This window comes from Sphingomonas sp. 1F27F7B, from assembly GCF_005503355.1.
GTDB lineage: Bacteria > Pseudomonadota > Alphaproteobacteria > Sphingomonadales > Sphingomonadaceae > Sphingomonas.
Window position 1 is genome coordinate 38,172 of record NZ_SCMK01000017.1, and the last position, 16,361, is coordinate 54,532.

A 16,361-nucleotide genomic window follows, 5' to 3' on the forward strand; every position below is an offset into this window, starting at 1 on the left:
CAAATGGAGCGAGCATGACCCTTAGTGCCTATCAGGCGGCCCGTGCACGGGCTGAAACGCCGCGCTCGGCAGAGCTCAGGCTGCTGGGCGAGATCACCGGCGAGATGATGGAAGCGGAAGAGCGCGGGCTGAAGGGCGCGCTGCTGATGCCGCCTCTGCATCGCAATCGCCAGATGTGGGACGCCTTCTCGACCGATTGCGGCATCGCCGGCAACGGCCTGCCGCACGAGTTGCGCGCGCAGATCATTTCGCTGGCCTTGTGGGTCGATCGCTTCACCAGCGACGTGATCGCCGGCCGCGAGCGGATCCGCGAGCTGATCGAAGTGAACCGCATGATCATGGACGGGCTGCGGACGCCGCATCGCGCCGCCGCCTGATCCTTCCCATGGCCGATGGAGAGAGGCGCCCGGCGAGAGCCGCGGCGCCTCTCTTCGTTGCTCGCGCCATCGTCCGGCGGCAGTCGTGCCGCTGCGGTTCACGCCGCCGATATGCCGATATGAAGCGGGAAGAAGAGGCGCGGACGCAATGTTCGCGCAATGTAGCGCCACAAGTGCTGAGCCTGCGCTCGTGTGCCGACGGACATCACCCGGATCGTGCCGGGCCGCCGGTATCGCAGCAGGAGATGGTGTGCGCCCGTCGTTTCTCTCGTTGATGATGGTCATCGGCCTGCTCACTACGTTCGATCAGGCTGCCCGCGCGCAGGAGGCGCCGGCCATTGCGGCGCTCCCCCGGCCAAAGGCCGGGCAATCGCCCGGGGAATTCATTGCTGGCTATGCCGCGGAACATGGCTTCAGCGGCACGATCCTGGTGCAGAAGGGCGGTCGGGTAGTTTTCGAGCGCAGCTTCGGCCTCGCCAACCGCGCGCACAATGTTCCGAATGCGAACCGGACGCTCTATTGGGCCGCTTCGATCACCAAGCTGTTCACCTCGACGCTGATCCTCCAGCTCGCGGAGCAGCAGCGGCTGGATCTCGACCGGACGATCGGCGCCTATCTTCCCGAGTATCGCGGCGAAGCGGCGACGAAGGTGACGGTCCGCCAGCTTCTCAACCACACCTCGGGATTGAGGAATATCGACGCCATCCCCAATATCGAGGACGAACGGCAGGCCATCCGCGCGCAGACCGAGGACGCCGTCCGGCACGCCCGGCTGCCGCTCTATCAGACGCCCTACAGCAGCGACGATCTGCTTCGGAAGTTCTGCAGCGATCCCCTGGTCGGCGAGCCGGGCAAGGTCTTCGACTACAACAGTGCGGACTATATCATCCTGGGAAAGATCATCGAGCAGGCGTATGGTAAGCCGTTCGGCGCCGTGCTCGGCGAGCGCATCCTGATCCCCTTGCAGATGCGTTACAGCGGGTTGATGCGCCACGAGGACGTCGTTCCCAACCTTGCCGACGCCTATTCGCCCGGCGCCGATCGCCACGCGCTGCAACATGACATGCCGGTCTATCCTGAGAATTGGTACGCAGCCGGTGCGCTCTATTCGAGCGTCGGCGATCTGCTGCGCTTTTCCAATGCGCTGTTCGGCGGCCGGCTGATCGGCCGGCCGATGCTCGACCAGATGACGACGCCCGGGCTCGATCGCTACGGCCTGGGCCTCTGGGTGTACGACACCAAGGCCGGCGGGACGACCCATCGCGTCGCGAAGCGTCCGGGCCATATCATGGGCACGCAGAGCCAGCTCTACCGGTTTCTGGACAGCGATCTGACCGTGATCATTCTGAGCAATGCCGGAACCACCGATCTCGATGCCTTTGTGGCGGTGATTGGGAAGCGCATGTTCGAATGAGCAAGGCGAGGTCCGCGAACCCGGAGGAAACGGGATGCGGGGCCCACAAGGAAAGGGCGCCCCGGCCGAAGCCGGGACGCCCATTTCGTCAGATGGAGCCGGGCCTCAGAACGAGGCCCAGTCCTCGCCGGTCTTCATCGCGGCCGTGGCGGCAAGCGCCTTCACCGGCGAGACATAGCCCGGCTTCTTCGCAGCGGGCTTCGACGCGCGCGCTGCAGGTGCCGGGGCCGGGCGCATCGCCGGGCGCACTGCGGCGGTGCCGCCGACAGTGAAGCGGCCGGCCTGCTCCGAGAGTGCGCTGACTTCGGTGTTCAGGTTGCGCGCGGCGGCGGAGGTTTCCTCGACCATAGCGGCATTCTGCTGGGTCGCCTGGTCCATCGATCCGATCGCGGTGCTGATCTGGGTGATGGCGGTCGACTGGGCGGCATTGTCGGTCGCCATCTCGGCGAGCAGCGTGTGGACTTCGCCCACGTCGCTCGAGATGTTGGCGAGCGCGCCGTCGACCTTCTCGACCATCTCCACCGCCGCGACGATGTCGGTCTGGGTGGCAGTCAGCTGGTCGCGGGCGCGGCCGGCCTCTTCCTCGGCGCGCATCGCCAGCGCGCTGACCAGATCGGCGACCACGGCGAACCCGCGCCCCGCCTCGCCGGCACGCCCGGCTTCCACCGCGGCGTTCATCGCCAGCACCCGCGTCTGGAAGGCGATCTTGTCCAGCCCCTCGATCACGCTGTCGATGCCCTTGGCGCTCTCCGACACCCGCGTCATCGCCTGCACCGCTTCGTCGGCGATTGCGCGGCCGCCCGACACGGTCGAGATCGCGCCGTCGGCCCGTTCCACCGTGCGGCCGGCCGAGGCAGCCATCGTCTTCAGCCGCTCGTCCATCTGGGTGACCGCAGCGGAGGTCTCTTCCAGGCTGGCGGCATTGGCTTCGGTGCGGCGGGCCAGGTCTTCCGAGGCCTGGGCGATCTCGCTCGAGCCGGTGTGGATCGTCGAAGTCGATTCCATCACCGAGCCGATCAGCGTGCGCAGGCTGGTCAGCGCCGCGTTGAAGTTGGTCTTCAACTCGGCATAGTCGGCCGGGAATTCGCGGGCGATCTCGGCGGTCAGGTCGCCCTTGGCGACTTCCCCGAGATTCTGGCCGAGCGTGTCGACCACCATCTTCTGCTCTGCGTCGGCGACGGCCTTGGCCGCGGCCGCGGCTTCCTGCGCCTGGGCGGTGTCGCGGAAGACCAGCACGGTCTTGGCCATGGCCCCCAGTTCGTCGCCACGCTCGGTGCCCGGCACTTCGACGCGGTTGTTGCCGCCGGCGAGCGCACGCATCGTATCCTGCAGGCGCGCGAGGGGCAGGGTAATGCCTGAGCGCGAGACGAAATAGCTGAAGCCCATCGCGATCAGGATCGAGACCAGGCTGACGATCAGCATCGTGTAGATGGTGTTGCTGCTGATCGTGCCGAGCTCGCTCGACCGGGCCTTGCCGTTGGCGACCAGATCGTCGTTGAACTTCATCATCTGCGCCGAAAGGTCGATGATCAGCGGATCCACCTTGGCGAGCAATGCCCTGGCGCCGTCATTGTCGTTGCGCTGGCCGAGCACCACCGCCTGTGCCGCAAGCTCGTGGACCTTGGCGATCTGGCTGCGGTACGCGTCGAGCTGCGGCTTCAGCGAAGGCTGAAGTTGCTCGGCATTGTCGAGCAGCTTGTTGGCCGTCTCGAAATTGCTCTGCTCCGCCTTGCCGGCATCCTGCGCCATCTTCGAGGCGCCGTCATAGGAAAGCGCGCGATAGCCGGCATAGGCGATGTCCGATGCGCGGCGATTGGCGCGCGCCAGCTCGGTCGCCACCGGCATGTGGTTCACGACGAGATCGGAATAATTCCGGTCGATGCGCCGGAGTTCGCTCGATCCGAATAGCGCGACGCCTATCCCGACGGTGGCTACGATGGCGACGAGCGCCAGAATCTTGGTTGGAATCTTCAACTTCGCGAGCATTTCGTGCTTCTCCTGGAGGGGGCGGGCTCTCACCGAGAGCCCGCTTCGACTAGAACGCAATTGCGCGTAGCGGCATCAGAACGACGTCCAGTCGTCGTCGCCATTCGGCGGGGACTGGGTGAGCGGCAGAGCCTTCACCGGGGAAACATAGGCCTTGGTCTTGCGGGCAACCGGCTTGGCCGGACGCGAAGGCATCTGGGCCGAGATGGGGGCAGGGCGGGCCGCCGGGCGCACCGGGGCGGTGCCGCCGACAGTGAAGCGGCCGGCCTGCTCCGACAGCGCGCTGACTTCGATGTTCAGGTTGCGCGCGGCGGCGGAGGTTTCCTCGACCATAGCGGCATTCTGCTGGGTCGCCTGGTCCATCGATCCGATCGCGGTGCTGATCTGGGTGATGGCGGTCGACTGGGCGGCATTGTCGGTCGCCATCTCGGCGAGCAGCGTGTGGACTTCGCCCACGTCGCTCGAGATGTTGGCGAGCGCGCCGTCGACCTTCTCGACCATCTCCACCGCCGCGACGATGTCGGTCTGGGTGGCAGTCAGCTGGTCGCGGGCGCGGCCGGCCTCTTCCTCGGCGCGCATCGCCAGCGCGCTGACCAGATCGGCGACCACGGCGAACCCGCGCCCCGCCTCGCCGGCACGCCCGGCTTCCACCGCGGCGTTCATCGCCAGCACCCGCGTCTGGAAGGCGATCTTGTCCAGCCCCTCGATCACGCTGTCGATGCCCTTGGCGCTCTCCGACACCCGCGTCATCGCCTGCACCGCTTCGTCGGCGATTGCGCGGCCGCCCGACACGGTCGAGATCGCGCCGTCGGCCCGTTCCACCGTGCGGCCGGCCGAGGCAGCCATCGTCTTCAGCCGCTCGTCCATCTGGGTGACCGCAGCGGAGGTCTCTTCCAGGCTGGCGGCATTGGCTTCGGTGCGGCGGGCCAGGTCTTCCGAGGCCTGGGCGATCTCGCTCGAGCCGGTGTGGATCGTCGAAGTCGATTCCATCACCGAGCCGATCAGCGTGCGCAGGCTGGTCAGCGCCGCGTTGAAGTTGGTCTTCAACTCGGCATAGTCGGCCGGGAATTCGCGGGCGATCTCGGCGGTCAGGTCGCCCTTGGCGACTTCCCCGAGATTCTGGCCGAGCGTGTCGACCACCATCTTCTGCTCTGCGTCGGCGACGGCCTTGGCCGCGGCCGCGGCTTCCTGCGCCTGGGCGGTGTCGCGGAAGACCAGCACGGTCTTGGCCATGGCCCCCAGTTCGTCGCCACGCTCGGTGCCCGGCACTTCGACGCGGTTGTTGCCGCCGGCGAGCGCTTGCATCGCAGCCTGTAGTCGGGCGAGGGGCAGCGTGATGCCCGAACGCGAGACGAAATAGCTGAAGCCCATTGCGACCAGGATCGAGACCAGGCTGACGATCAGCATGGTGTAGACGGTGCCATAGCTGTTATCGGTCAGCTCGGCCGATCGTGTCTTGCCGCTGGCGACCTGATCGTCGTTGAACTGCGTCATCTGCGCCGAAAGGTCCATGATCAGCGGATCCACCTTGGCGAGCGATGCCTTGGCGTCGTCATTTTCGTTGCGTTGGCCGAACACGACTGCCTGTGCCGTAAGCTCGTGGACCTTGGCGATCTGGCTGCGGAACCTGTCGAGTTGCGGCTTCAGCGAAGGCTGGAGCCGTTCGGCATTGTCGAGCAGCTTGTTGGTCGCCTCGAAATTGCTCTGCTCTACCTTGCCGGCTTCCTGTGCCATCTTCGAGGCGCCGTCATAGGCAAGTGCGCGATAGCCGGCATAGGCCATGTCCAATGTGCGGCGATTGGCGCGCGCCAGCTCGGTCGCCACGGGCATGTGGTTCTCGACCAGTTCGGAATAGCTCCGGTCGATGCGCAGGAGCGCGTTCGATCCGAATAGTGCGACGCCTATTCCCACGGTGGCGACCATGGCGACCAGTGCCAGGATTTTGATTGGAATCTTCAACTTACCAAGCATCACCTGTTTCTCCTGCAGAAGGGGGCAGGATCTCGACGAGAGCCTGCTTCGACTAAAACCTGATTGCGCGCGGCAGCATCAGAACGACATCCAGTCGTCGCCGCCATTCGGCGGGGACTGGGTGAGCGGCAGAGCCTTCACCGGCGAGACATAGGCCGCAGCCTTGCGGGCAGGCCGAGGACCAGGGTCCCGAAAAGAGCGAAGGCCACCAGCATCTTCCTTGCCAGGGGTCAGTTGTTAATCATGCCGAGCATCCTTGATCTTCCGTTGTCTTCCGGCGTCTTCATTGTAGGCGCCGTGATTGAGGGTGGGGGGCTGCGGGTAGGAAAGCAGATCCATTATAGGACTAACTCCTTGACTCCCTCCCGGGCTGCGTAGTTTCCACAGTCGCTCGATCCGAATTTACGAATCATCCTATAATTGCTCGGGTAACCATTTCCGGAGTGTTCCGTGGCCCCTGTCGTTCGCCTTCCCGTCGCCTGTGCGGCGATCCTGCCCTTCGTCGCCGTCCCGGCATTCGCGCAGGAGAAGGTGAAGCTGAGCCTGAACGGCAGCCTGCGCGCCCGGGCCGAGACGATCCGCGGGCAGTTCCGCCCGAATACGCCGGAAAGCGACAGCTTCCTCTCGTTTCGTTCCATGGTCGCCGCGAAGGCGGAGATCGGCAATTTCACGCTGGGCGGCGAACTGGTCGATGCGCGCGGCTATGGAGAGAGCGACCGCAGCTCGGTGCGCACCAACGAAATCAACGACCTCGAGCCCGTGCAGGCCTATCTCGCCTGGCGGCCCGTCAAGGGCGCGCAGCTGAGCGCAGGCAAGTTCGCGATGGATATCGGTGCGAGCCGCCTCGTGGGTCGTACCGATTTCCCCAACGGCGTCCCCACCTATCTGGGCGCCAAGCTCGAAATGCAGGACGCGCGGGGTAACCAGCTCTTCCTGTTCTGGACGCGCCCGTTCACGGCCTTGCCCGATACGCCCGCGGACATCTACGACAACAAGGTCCAGCTCGACCGCGCGACCGAGAATATCGAGTTCTTCGGCGGCAACGCCGCGTTCGCCGGGCTGCTCGGCAAGGCCGTGGTCGAGACCTATGCCTTCCGCCTGATCGAGCATGATCGCGCCACGCACCCGACACGCAACCGCCGCCTGGTGACCTTCGGCCTGCGCCTGCGCCTGGCGCCCCGGAAGCTCGCGCTGGACTATGAAGTGGAGGGCGCGCTGCAGCGCGGCCTGGCCCGCGCCACCGCGGCGGTGACGGACGTGCGCGATCTCGATGTCCGGGCGGGTTTCGTCCATGCCGAGGCGGGCTGGACCTTTGGCGGCAAGTGGGCGCCGCGCGTTGCCGCGTTGTTCGACTATGCCAGCGGCGAGACGGCCAATCCCGGCACCTATACCCGCTTCGACACGCTCTATGGCGCCCGTCGCGCCGATTTCGGGCCGCTCTCGCTCTACGGGGCGCTGGGCCGGGCGAACATTGTGTCACCGGCCATCCGCGTGGAGGCGAGGCCCTCCAGGCGGCTCGACCTGATGGCATCGGTGCGCGGCGCCTGGCTGGCTTCCGCGATCGACAGCTTCGCTTCCACCGGGGTGATCGATCGGACCGGTGGCGCGGGCAGCTTTGGCGGCACGCAGTTCGAGTTGCGCGGCCGCCGCTGGCTGGTGCCCCAGATTCTGCGCCTGGAACTGGGCGCGGCCTGGCTCGCCAAGGGGCGTTTCCTGCACGATGCACCCAATGCGCCGCGCACCGGCGACACCCGGTTCGGGCATGCCGATCTCACCTTCTCGTTCTGATCCGCCTTTGCGGTCCGACACTTAGGTAGAAGCCACGGATAGTGGTATCTGCATGGTCCCGCATAGATCCGATCGCCCGCGGGCGGGAAGTCCGGGTCGCAAGTTTCAGGAGGGCCAAGTGAGCCCGAGATTCCCACTACTGGTGCTCGTTGCGCGTGAGGCGGGCCTCCGCAGCACGTTGATCGCGCGCCTGTCGATGGCCGGAGCGGATCTTGTCACGATCGACAATCTCGATGATCCGCGCGTGGAGCGCTGGCTGGCCAAGAGCCCGGTCCTGATCATCGATGAGGCCGCGCTCGCCACGCGCCCGGGCGGCGAGGCCGCGCTGCGCGCGGATCCCCGCTGGTGCGCCATTGCCGTGGTCGGCGGTGCGGCAACGGATGCCGCGCATCCGCCACGCATCCCGCGCGACGATCCCGCCAGCGCGATCGAAGCGATGCTGCCCGATTGGGGCTATCCGGAGCGCTGAATTCCGGAACCGCTCAGTTCTTGGGGAACATCCCCGCGGCGAAGGCGATGCGCAGCGCTTCGGAAAGGCTGCGCACTTCCAGCTTCTCCATCAGGTTGGCGCGGTAGATCTCGACGGTGCGCGGGCTGATGTCGAGCTCATAGGCGATGATCTTGTTCGATCGCCCTTCGATCAGGCCCTTGAGCACGTCTCTCTCTCGCGGCGAGAGCTTGCCGATCTTCGATTCCGCGGCATTGACTCGCGTCGCCGCCTCGTTGCCTTCCTCGAGCCGCGAGAAAGCGAGGTCGATCGCCGTCATCAGGAATTCGGCTTCATAGGGTTTTTCGATGAAATCGAGCGCGCCGGCCTTCATCGCCTGTACCGCCAGGCCGACATTGCCCTGGCCGGTCAGGATGATCGCCACGAAGCGCGGATCGCTCGTGACTGCGTTGAGCACGTCGAGCCCGGTCGAGCCCGGCATATGGAAATCGAGCAGCAGAACGCCCGGATCGAGATCCGGCAGCGATTCCAGAAAAATGTCGCCCGAACGAAATGCCCGGATCACGAGATCGGAGCGAAGCGAAAGGAGACTGTGCAAAGAGGCCCGGACGGCATCGTCGTCGTCCACGATATAGACCGTTTTTGTCATCTACTCTCCACCCTGTTCCGTAGTGGGTAGCGTGAAGCGGAAGACCGCGCCACCCTCTGGCCGGTTCTCTGCGCTGAGGACCCCACCATGCGCCTCAATGATACGCTTGCTGATGGAAAGTCCAATACCCATTCCTGCGCCTTCTTTCTTCGTTGTCGTAAAACGGGAAAAGAGTTGGTCGAGCATTGGTTCCGGTATGCCTGGCCCACTATCGGCGATCTCTATTGCAATCATATCTTTACTGGACTTGCGCGATCTGACGGTAATCCGGCGATCGTTTGCGCCCTGTTGACGAAGAACATCTATGGAATTGCGAAGAAGATTAACTACAACTTGCTGAACCTGCACGCGATCCGCGAAGACGCAGGGTATTTCGGGGTCCAGATCATAGGTCAGCCGGATATTGAACTGGCTGGTTCCGATGAGCACCAGATCGGCCGCGTCACGAATTGTCGGGCCCAGCGGCGTCGCGCGCAGATCCACTTCGCCGCGCATGGTAAAGCTGCGCAGACGGCGAATGATCTCTCCGGCGCGCAGCGTCTGTTCATTGGCCATGCGCAGCAATTCGCCGACCCGTTCGAGCTCTTCGCCCTTGTCGAGCAGCATCCGCGCCGCGGCGAGGAAATTCGATGTCGCGGCGAGCGGCTGGTTGAGTTCATGCGCCATGTCCGCCGCAAGCTCGCTCATCGCCGATTGGCGGCCGACATGGGCGAGCTCGGCGTTGAGTTCACTCAGCCGCTCCTCGGCGGCGAACTGCTCGCTCAGGCTGCGGGCGAAGAGCGTGTAGAGCAGGTGTCCGTCGATCTGGGCGACGCCGCCGCGCACCTCCATTGGAAAGCGTTCGCCACTGCGGGTCAGGCCGGCGGCGGCGATGGTCTGCCCCGGCTCCAGCGGCTTGCCCGCCTTGAGGAAGGCGCTCAGCCGCGTTTCGGATTCCGCTTCCTCGTCACGCGGATAGGGCGTGAGCATCGCGAAATTGTGGCCCAGCACCTCATGGGCGCGATAATCCCACAGCGTTTCCGCGGCGGTGCTGAACACGCGGATCGTGCCTTCCTCGTCGACCGCCAGCATGGCCTCCGGCACGGTCTCGATGATCGAGCGCAGCTGCGCCTCGCGGCGGCGCAGCGCGGCTTCGCGCTCCTCGCGCTCGGTGATGTCGAGCATGGCGCCGATGGTGCGGACCAGATTGCCCGCGGTATCATAGAAGGCGCGCGAGGATCCCTCGACGGCGCGTACCGAGCCGTTGCTCTTCTTGAAGCGGTAGCGGAAGCCGAAGCGCGGCGCGCGATCGGCGACGGCGGCCTCGATCGTCTCGATCACGCGCTCGGCGTCGTCGGGCTCGATCTGGTCGCGCCAGCTGTCGAAGCTGGTGACCGTGCCCGGCACCAGCCCCAGTCGCTCCTCCGCGCCGGGCGCCCAGGCGAACCGGCCCGTGGCGACTTCCCATTCGAACACGCCCACTTCATGCGTCGCAGTGGCGATGGCGAGCCGCTCCTCGCTCTCGCGGAGCTCGGCCACGGCGCGGGCCCGGTCGGAGATGTCGGTCATCTTGTGGATGATCACCGGATCGCGGCCGGCGATCTCGACACGGTGGACACGCTCGAGGATGGCGATCTCGCATCCGTCCCGCGTCGTCTCCACCAGTTCCTGGGTCTCGTCCTGCGGGCGGCGGGGCAGGGTGGTCTCGGCGCTCTCGCAGCGCGAGCGAAGCAGGAGATATTTGTTCTGCCCGCGCGCTTCCTCCTCGCTCCAGCCGAACAGCCTGGCCGCGCCTTCGGACCAATGGACGATCCGCCCGTCGGGCGAGGTAAGCGCCATGGTGGTGACGTCGATGGCTTCGCTCAGCTCCACCTGCACCGATTGCTCGCGAGCGACGCGCGTGACCGCCCAATAGGCGATCGTGCCGACGATCAGGACGTTGCCGAGCATCGCCAGCAGCTGGCCGGGGGCGGCGGTGATCACCATGTGCCGCGCGAGCACGAGCTCGAGCACTGCGGGCAGCACCGGCAGGATCAGCGCGGCCGGCAGCAGGACCTGCAGCATGCGGCGATTGTCGGGGTCGCGCGCCAGGTCGCGCATCCAGCCGAAGCCGCTGTTCCAGGCGATCGCGGCCAGCGCCAGCGAGATCGAGACGATGGCGGCGGGCAGCGAGGTGGTGAGCAGCGGCAGGGCCGGGCCGGCGCCGGCGCGCGAGAACAGGATGATGATCGCCGCTGCGGCCGCAAGCCCAAGCGCGATCATTGCGACCAGGCTGCGCATCTCCTTCGCCACAAGGTCGTGCACGCATTGCCCCAGCCCGGCCAGGCCGAGCACGAGGAAAACCGCGGCCGGATTGATCCCGACCCGGCCCGGCTCGGTAAAGCTGAACTCGCCGAGCTGGCTCGGGAAGAGCAGCTGGTCGACGCCGAGATCGATCTCGGTCCAGCGCTCGAACAGCGCGACCAGGGCAATCACCAGCGGCACGGCGAGGCAGTTCATCGCCAGCCGCCGTCGGCCCAGGAAGGAAGCCAGGAAACCCAGCGAGAGGCCGATATAGCCGACGGCGGTCCAGGGCCAGATCGGGAAATCGTTCAGGCCGAACCCGCGCAGGGCCGGAAAGTGGAGGAACCAGCCCGCGAAGGCTGCCAGGCTGCAGGCCAGCCCGAAAAAGGCGAGCGCGAGTGCGACTCGTCGATTCACGGGTGCCGCCACCCATGATGGCTCGGCGGGGTCAATTGCGAAGCGCAACGATGCACCTTCCCCTTCCGGGAACTGTCAATAACACCAATCAAGCCCAAGAGAAAATGGGGATAGTCCAGAGTGGTTCAGTTTCTTTGCGAGCAAGGACGGCTTGCCAACTGGACAGCACCTGCGCGATCACTCGATCATTACGCAAGGGGGAGGATTCGCTTGATCCGGACGTTAATCATCTTTGGTGCGCTGGCCGGACTCGCCGCCTGCGATTCCAGCGGCACCAGGGCGCAGAGCGCCGCTTCCGATCCCGCCCCGGCGAGCGGTCCCGGCAAGGGCAAGGGCTATAGCCACGATCCCTTCCCGTCGACCTATCATGCCTATCCGGGCGCTCCCACGCTGCTGACCAACGTCACCGTGCTCGACGGCGAGGGTGGGCGCATCGATCACGGCCAGCTGTTGTTCCGCGACGGCAAGATCGTCGCGGTCGGCCAGAATCTCGCCGCCGACGGCGCGACCGTGATCGACGGGCAGGGCAAATATGTCACTCCCGGCGTGATCGACATCCACAGCCATCTGGGCGACTATCCCTCGCCCGGCGTGCAGGCCAATTCGGACGGCAACGAGATGACCGGGCCGGTCACCGCCGAAGTCTGGGCCGAGCACAGCGTCTGGCCGCAGGATCCCGGCTTCGGCCGCGCGCTCGCCAATGGGGGCGTCACCACGCTGCAGATCCTCCCAGGCTCGGCCAATCTGATGGGCGGCCGCTCGGTGGTGGTGAAGAACGTCTATGCCCGCACCATGCAGGGCATGAAGTTCCCCGGCGCGCCCTATGGCCTCAAGATGGCCTGTGGCGAGAACCCCAAGCGCGTCTATGGCTCGAAGGGGCGCATGCCCTCCACCCGGATGGGCAATGTCGCGGTCGATCGCCAGACCTGGGCCCGCGCGGTCGAGTACAAGCGCCGCTGGGACAAATATGAGGAGAAGGGCGGGGAGGCGCCGGGGCGGGATCTGGCCATGGACACGCTTCGCGGCGTGCTGGAGGGCGAAATCCTCGTCCAGAACCATTGCTACCGCGCCGACGAGATGGCCGTCGTCATGGATATGGCCAAGGAATTCGGCTACCACGTCTCGGCCTTCCACCACGCGGTCGAAGCGTACAAGATCGCCGACCTGCTCAAGGCCAACAACACCTGCGCCGCCGTCTGGGCGGACTGGTACGGCTTCAAGATGGAAGCCTATGACGCGGTGCCCGAGAATCTCGCCATCCTCGACAAGGAAGGCGCCTGCGCGATGATCCATTCGGACGACGCCAACGGCATCCAGCGCCTCAACCAGGAAGTCGCCAAGGCGCGGGCCTCGGGCATCAAGGCTGGCATGAACATCAGCGAGGAACATGCCTGGACCTGGCTGGCGATCAACCCGGCCAAGGCGCTCGGCATCGCCGACAAGACCGGCAGCCTCAAGCCCGGCAAGATGGCCGATGTGGTGCTGTGGAACGGCAATCCGTTCAGCGTCTACACCCGGCCGGAAAAGGTCTGGGTCGACGGCGCGCTGCTCTTCGACGCGAGGGATCCCAAGCGCCGCCCGGTTTCCGATTTCGAGCTCGGCCAGCCGGGCGAGGGGGATGTGAAGTGATGACGAAGCAGCTCCTTCTCGCCGCCGCGGCGGCGCTTGCCCCGATCGCCTTTCTCGCTGCGCCCGCCGCGGCCCAGACCGTGGCGATCACCAACGCCAGGCTGGTCGTCGGCGACGGCGGCCAGCCGGTCGACGGCGGCACCGTCGTGATCCGTGACGGCAAGGTCGTCGCCGCCGGCACGGGCGTCGCGGTGCCCGCCGGGATCCGCGTGATCGATGCGGGCGGCAAATGGGTGTCGCCCGGCATCTTCGCCGGCTTCACCCGGCTCGGCATCGTCGAGGTCGACGGCGTCGACCAGACGAACGACACCGGTCCCGGCAATATCGGTTTCCACGCCGCGATCGACGTCGCCCCGGCGGTGAACCCCAAGTCCAGCCCGATCGCGATCAACCGGGCAGAGGGCATCACGCGTGCCGTGGTCGCCCCCGACAATTCCGGTTCGATCTTCGCCGGCCAGGGCGCGATCATCGATCTGGGCGCGGACATGGACGCAGTCAGCAAGCCGCGCGCCTTCCAGTTCATGGAATGGGGCGAGAGCGGCGCGCGTGCCGCGGGCGGCAGCCGGACCGCCGCCTATGCCGCGCTCAAGAACGTGCTGTTCGAAGTGCGGAACTATATCCGCGCGCCCGGCAGCTACACCGATCGCGGCAAGGATTCCTTCCTGACCCGCGCCGATGCCGAGGCGCTGGTGCCGGTGGTGCAGGGACGCATGCCGTTGCTCGTCCATGTGGAGCGCGCGTCCGACATGCTGGTGCTCCTGCAGCTAAGGAAGGAGCTGCCGGGGCTCAGGCTGGTGTTCGTCGGCGCGACCGAGGGCTGGACCGTCGCACCGCAGATCGCGGCCGCCGGCGTGCCGGTGATCGCCACTGCGCTCGCCGACCTGCCGGAGAGCTTCGAGCAACTCGCCGCGAGCCAATCCAATGTCGGTCGGATGGCGGCGGCGGGCGTCGTCGTCGCGATCGGCACGATCAACCAGGACGAGGCGCGCCAGGTCCGGTGGGAGAAGCAATATGCCGGCAACCTGGTCGCGCTGACCAAGGTGCCCGGCGCCACCGGCCTCGACTGGGGAGCGGCCTTCGCGGCGATCAGCTCCAGGCCGGCCGAGGCGCTCGGCCTGGGCGGCGAGTTCGGCTCGCTCAAGCCCGGCCGCCGCGGCGACGTGGTGATCTGGGACGGCGATCCGCTCGAGATCGGCACTTCGGCGGTCAACGTCTTCATCGATGGCGTCGAGCAGCCGCTCGAGAACCGCTGGACGCGCCTGCGCCAGCGCTATCTCGATCCGAAGGACGGCGCGCTGCCCAAGGCCTATCAGCGCTAGGAACCTTGGTTTCGGTCCCGCATTGATTGCGGGACCGTCTTTTCTGAAGGGATGCGACATGTTGAAGCGGATCATCGTGCCGACGCTGGCGGCGCTGGCGCTTACGGCGTGCGGCGGAGGAGCGAGCGACGTCAACCTCTCCGCCAACGAGGCAGTGACCGCCGAGCCGCTCAACGAGCTGGACGCAGCGAACGCGGCGGACACGACCAACTACAGTGCCGCCGTGCTGGGTCAGAACGACGCCCAGCGCAACGCGACCTTCATTCGCGCGTTGCAGGACGCCCCCTTGCCCTGTGACCATGTCGACAGTTCGACCCGCATCGCCGATCAGGACGGCGTCCCCACCTGGCGCGTCACCTGCAAGGGCGGGACGAATTACATGATCGGCATCCCCAGGGACGGGGTGGCGAAGATCATCAGCCGCACGGACCGGTAAGGAAGCGTCGCTGCGCGCACGGCGGGCGGCGCAGCCCGAGCCGTTGTCCGTCCTCGCCCGCTGCCATATGAAGCGGCGCGCCGGCTCGAATCGAGCTTCGCGCCGCTGGGTCACAAAATGCCGCTGCTGTCAAAGCAGACCTGCGTGCCGGTCCGCCAGCCCGTTTTGGCCAATCGTCGATCCCCAATCCAGTATCGCATCAGTGCTTGATGGAGGCTGTGATGTCGATGTTGGTTGGTGCACGAAATACCGATCCAAATGCATCTTCGAAGGCGGGCCGGCAGTGGCCTGCGCATCTGCTGCAGATCGCTGGACTGTGCGTGCAGCTGATGGTGGCGAGTTGCCCCGGTGAAACGCTTCCCACTCCGATAATATTGAAAGTGGAGCACGGAGATATTTCCAGATCATATTGCCATTCGGCCATCGTGGAATCGAAAATATAAGTGAAGCGCGCGCCAGGGAGGGAGGAATGACGTACCGAACCACGATTGGATTTCTCAGGTCTCGCGTGAATATCTGGGTCAAACCGGCGGAGCGTGAAGAGGTTTTTCGTGATCTGATCTGCGACCTCAGGGGCGACGAGCCGACCTGGAGCCGGATTCGGGATCAGGACGAACTCGTCTTTCGGGAAGAGGATGCGCGATATGCCTTCGAACGAATCAGTGATCAGCCGATCAGGCCGAATGCGCGCTGGGCATATCCGAACGAGTTTCGCCATTTCCTGTCGGGCTTGATGCCGCATCCGGGCGGCGGGCTTCCCGACGCTCCATGCCACGATCTCCGCAAGGGGCAGGTGCGGGTGAACAGTTGGGGCACGGAGAGCCTGGTGGAGGTCACGCGGCCAGGGATTGGGGGAAGGATATTCTTCTATCAGGATGAGGTTGAGCTCAGGACGGCGGTGATCGATGGGGAAATCGAGAGTGTCCACGTCACTTTCGCGCGTATTCAGCCAATCAGGCATTTCGATCCGCAATCGGATCGCGGACATGGTGGAGTGCTGCTGCCGTTCGATCCGAAGCACGGTCGCGTTCTTTGCGTCACGCAGTGGCGGCACGATCGCCAGCGCTTCATGACCGAGCTGCCCCGGGGTTTCGCCCGACCCCAGGAATCCGGGGTGGATGCCGCGCTTCGGGAAGGTAAGGAAGAGGCGCGGGCCCAGCCGACCAAGCGGGTCGTCGACGCCGTCGATCGAATCCGGGGCGCCTCTGCCCATGTCTATGAGGTGTACGAACTCGGCAATGTGGCGACGGACAGCGGCAAGCTCATAGAGACGCCGGCCCTGGTCATGGCCTATGTGGATTATGAGGCGGTCAATAGCGAACTGGAGAAGATGACGGTCGCCGGCGAGAATCCGGTGTGGATCGGCGCAGCTCCGTTCTTCGCAGCCGCCTTGCGGGAAGAGGCCGTGCAGATCGGGAAGCACGACATTCGGAGACTGGATCGCTTCACGCCCTGGTTCGGGGACGATCCGGACTGCCATGTCGATGTGGAGACCGGAGTCGGCCGGCTGGCGTTCAGCGACAACTTCACCATCGCCGCGGCGGGACGTGCGCTGGTTCGGCTGCATGCCAACAACGCGTCACGAAGGGGAAAGCAGCGGCCCGCCTGGCTCGACGGGCTGGATCCCGCGGCTCTTGCCCGGTTTCCGGCGGCAACCGGCTGAGG

The 16,361-nt window shown here is 65.8% G+C and carries 12 protein-coding genes; 8 read left to right on the forward strand and 4 right to left on the reverse strand.

Annotation, left to right across the window (positions count from 1 at the left end):
- The first annotated feature begins 14 nt into the window (after window positions 1-14).
- On the forward strand, window positions 15-377 hold the full coding sequence (gene flaF, locus FFS08_RS15825) for a flagellar biosynthesis regulator FlaF (RefSeq protein ID WP_137863399.1): 363 nt from the start codon (window positions 15-17) through the stop codon (window positions 375-377).
- A 250-nt stretch (window positions 378-627) separates the two neighbouring features.
- Window positions 628-1,791 (forward strand): serine hydrolase domain-containing protein, encoded by a 1,164-nt coding sequence (locus FFS08_RS15830; protein WP_171012641.1) that lies wholly within the window; start codon window positions 628-630, stop codon window positions 1,789-1,791.
- A 105-nt stretch (window positions 1,792-1,896) separates the two neighbouring features.
- Here FFS08_RS15830 and FFS08_RS15835 read toward each other — a convergent pair whose 3' ends face one another.
- Window positions 1,897-3,777, reverse strand: a complete 1,881-nt coding sequence (locus FFS08_RS15835) for a HAMP domain-containing methyl-accepting chemotaxis protein (protein WP_137863401.1) — start codon at window positions 3,775-3,777, stop codon at window positions 1,897-1,899.
- A gap of 75 nt (window positions 3,778-3,852) precedes the next feature.
- Window positions 3,853-5,748, reverse strand: a complete 1,896-nt coding sequence (locus FFS08_RS15840) for a HAMP domain-containing methyl-accepting chemotaxis protein (RefSeq protein ID WP_137863402.1) — start codon at window positions 5,746-5,748, stop codon at window positions 3,853-3,855.
- Between the two features lie 450 nt (window positions 5,749-6,198).
- On the opposite strand from FFS08_RS15840, the gene FFS08_RS15845 reads away from it, so the two are divergent.
- A complete protein-coding gene (locus FFS08_RS15845; RefSeq protein WP_137863403.1) occupies window positions 6,199-7,536 on the forward strand; it encodes an alginate export family protein in 1,338 nt (445 codons plus the stop codon).
- A gap of 118 nt (window positions 7,537-7,654) precedes the next feature.
- On the forward strand, window positions 7,655-8,005 hold the full coding sequence (locus FFS08_RS15850) for a hypothetical protein (protein ID WP_137863404.1): 351 nt from the start codon (window positions 7,655-7,657) through the stop codon (window positions 8,003-8,005).
- 13 nt (window positions 8,006-8,018) lie between these two features.
- Here FFS08_RS15850 and FFS08_RS15855 read toward each other — a convergent pair whose 3' ends face one another.
- Window positions 8,019-8,633 carry a response regulator transcription factor gene (locus tag FFS08_RS15855; protein ID WP_137863405.1) on the reverse strand — a complete coding sequence of 205 codons (615 nt, stop codon included), beginning with the start codon at window positions 8,631-8,633 and terminating at the stop codon, window positions 8,019-8,021.
- The gene (locus tag FFS08_RS15860) at window positions 8,634-11,312 is read right to left on the reverse strand and encodes a PAS domain S-box protein (RefSeq protein WP_137863406.1); all 2,679 of its coding nucleotides are present in this window, start codon (window positions 11,310-11,312) and stop codon (window positions 8,634-8,636) included. It abuts the gene before it with no gap.
- A gap of 210 nt (window positions 11,313-11,522) precedes the next feature.
- Between FFS08_RS15860 and FFS08_RS15865 the strand changes: the two genes are divergently transcribed.
- The 4 genes from FFS08_RS15865 (at window position 11,523) to FFS08_RS15880 (ending at window position 16,359) form a co-directional block, all read left to right on the forward strand.
- A complete protein-coding gene (locus tag FFS08_RS15865) occupies window positions 11,523-12,941 on the forward strand; it encodes an amidohydrolase (RefSeq protein ID WP_502702042.1) in 1,419 nt (472 codons plus the stop codon).
- The gene (locus tag FFS08_RS15870) at window positions 12,941-14,260 is read left to right on the forward strand and encodes an amidohydrolase family protein (RefSeq protein ID WP_137863407.1); all 1,320 of its coding nucleotides are present in this window, start codon (window positions 12,941-12,943) and stop codon (window positions 14,258-14,260) included. Before FFS08_RS15865 ends, FFS08_RS15870 begins: the two co-directional genes overlap by 1 nt.
- A gap of 58 nt (window positions 14,261-14,318) precedes the next feature.
- Window positions 14,319-14,696 (forward strand): hypothetical protein, encoded by a 378-nt coding sequence (locus tag FFS08_RS15875; RefSeq protein ID WP_137863408.1) that lies wholly within the window; start codon window positions 14,319-14,321, stop codon window positions 14,694-14,696.
- Window positions 14,697-15,165: 469 nt separating this feature from the next.
- Entirely contained in the window at window positions 15,166-16,359 is a 1,194-nt protein-coding gene (locus FFS08_RS15880) for an NUDIX domain-containing protein (RefSeq protein WP_137863409.1), read from the forward strand.
- Window positions 16,360-16,361 lie beyond the last annotated feature (2 nt).

What these genes read in the sequence shown, in the direction of transcription:
- FFS08_RS15875 (WP_137863408.1), top strand. Translation starts at nt 14,319, where the DNA reads ATGTTGAAGCGGATCATCGTGCCGACGCTGGCGGCGCTGGCGCTTACG.
- FFS08_RS15840 (WP_137863402.1), bottom strand. Translation starts at nt 5,748, where the DNA reads ATGCTTGGTAAGTTGAAGATTCCAATCAAAATCCTGGCACTGGTCGCC.
- FFS08_RS15880 (WP_137863409.1), top strand. Translation starts at nt 15,166, where the DNA reads ATGACGTACCGAACCACGATTGGATTTCTCAGGTCTCGCGTGAATATC.
- FFS08_RS15870 (WP_137863407.1), top strand. Translation starts at nt 12,941, where the DNA reads ATGACGAAGCAGCTCCTTCTCGCCGCCGCGGCGGCGCTTGCCCCGATC.
- flaF (WP_137863399.1), top strand. Translation starts at nt 15, where the DNA reads ATGACCCTTAGTGCCTATCAGGCGGCCCGTGCACGGGCTGAAACGCCG.
- FFS08_RS15835 (WP_137863401.1), bottom strand. Translation starts at nt 3,777, where the DNA reads ATGCTCGCGAAGTTGAAGATTCCAACCAAGATTCTGGCGCTCGTCGCC.
- FFS08_RS15855 (WP_137863405.1), bottom strand. Translation starts at nt 8,633, where the DNA reads ATGACAAAAACGGTCTATATCGTGGACGACGACGATGCCGTCCGGGCC.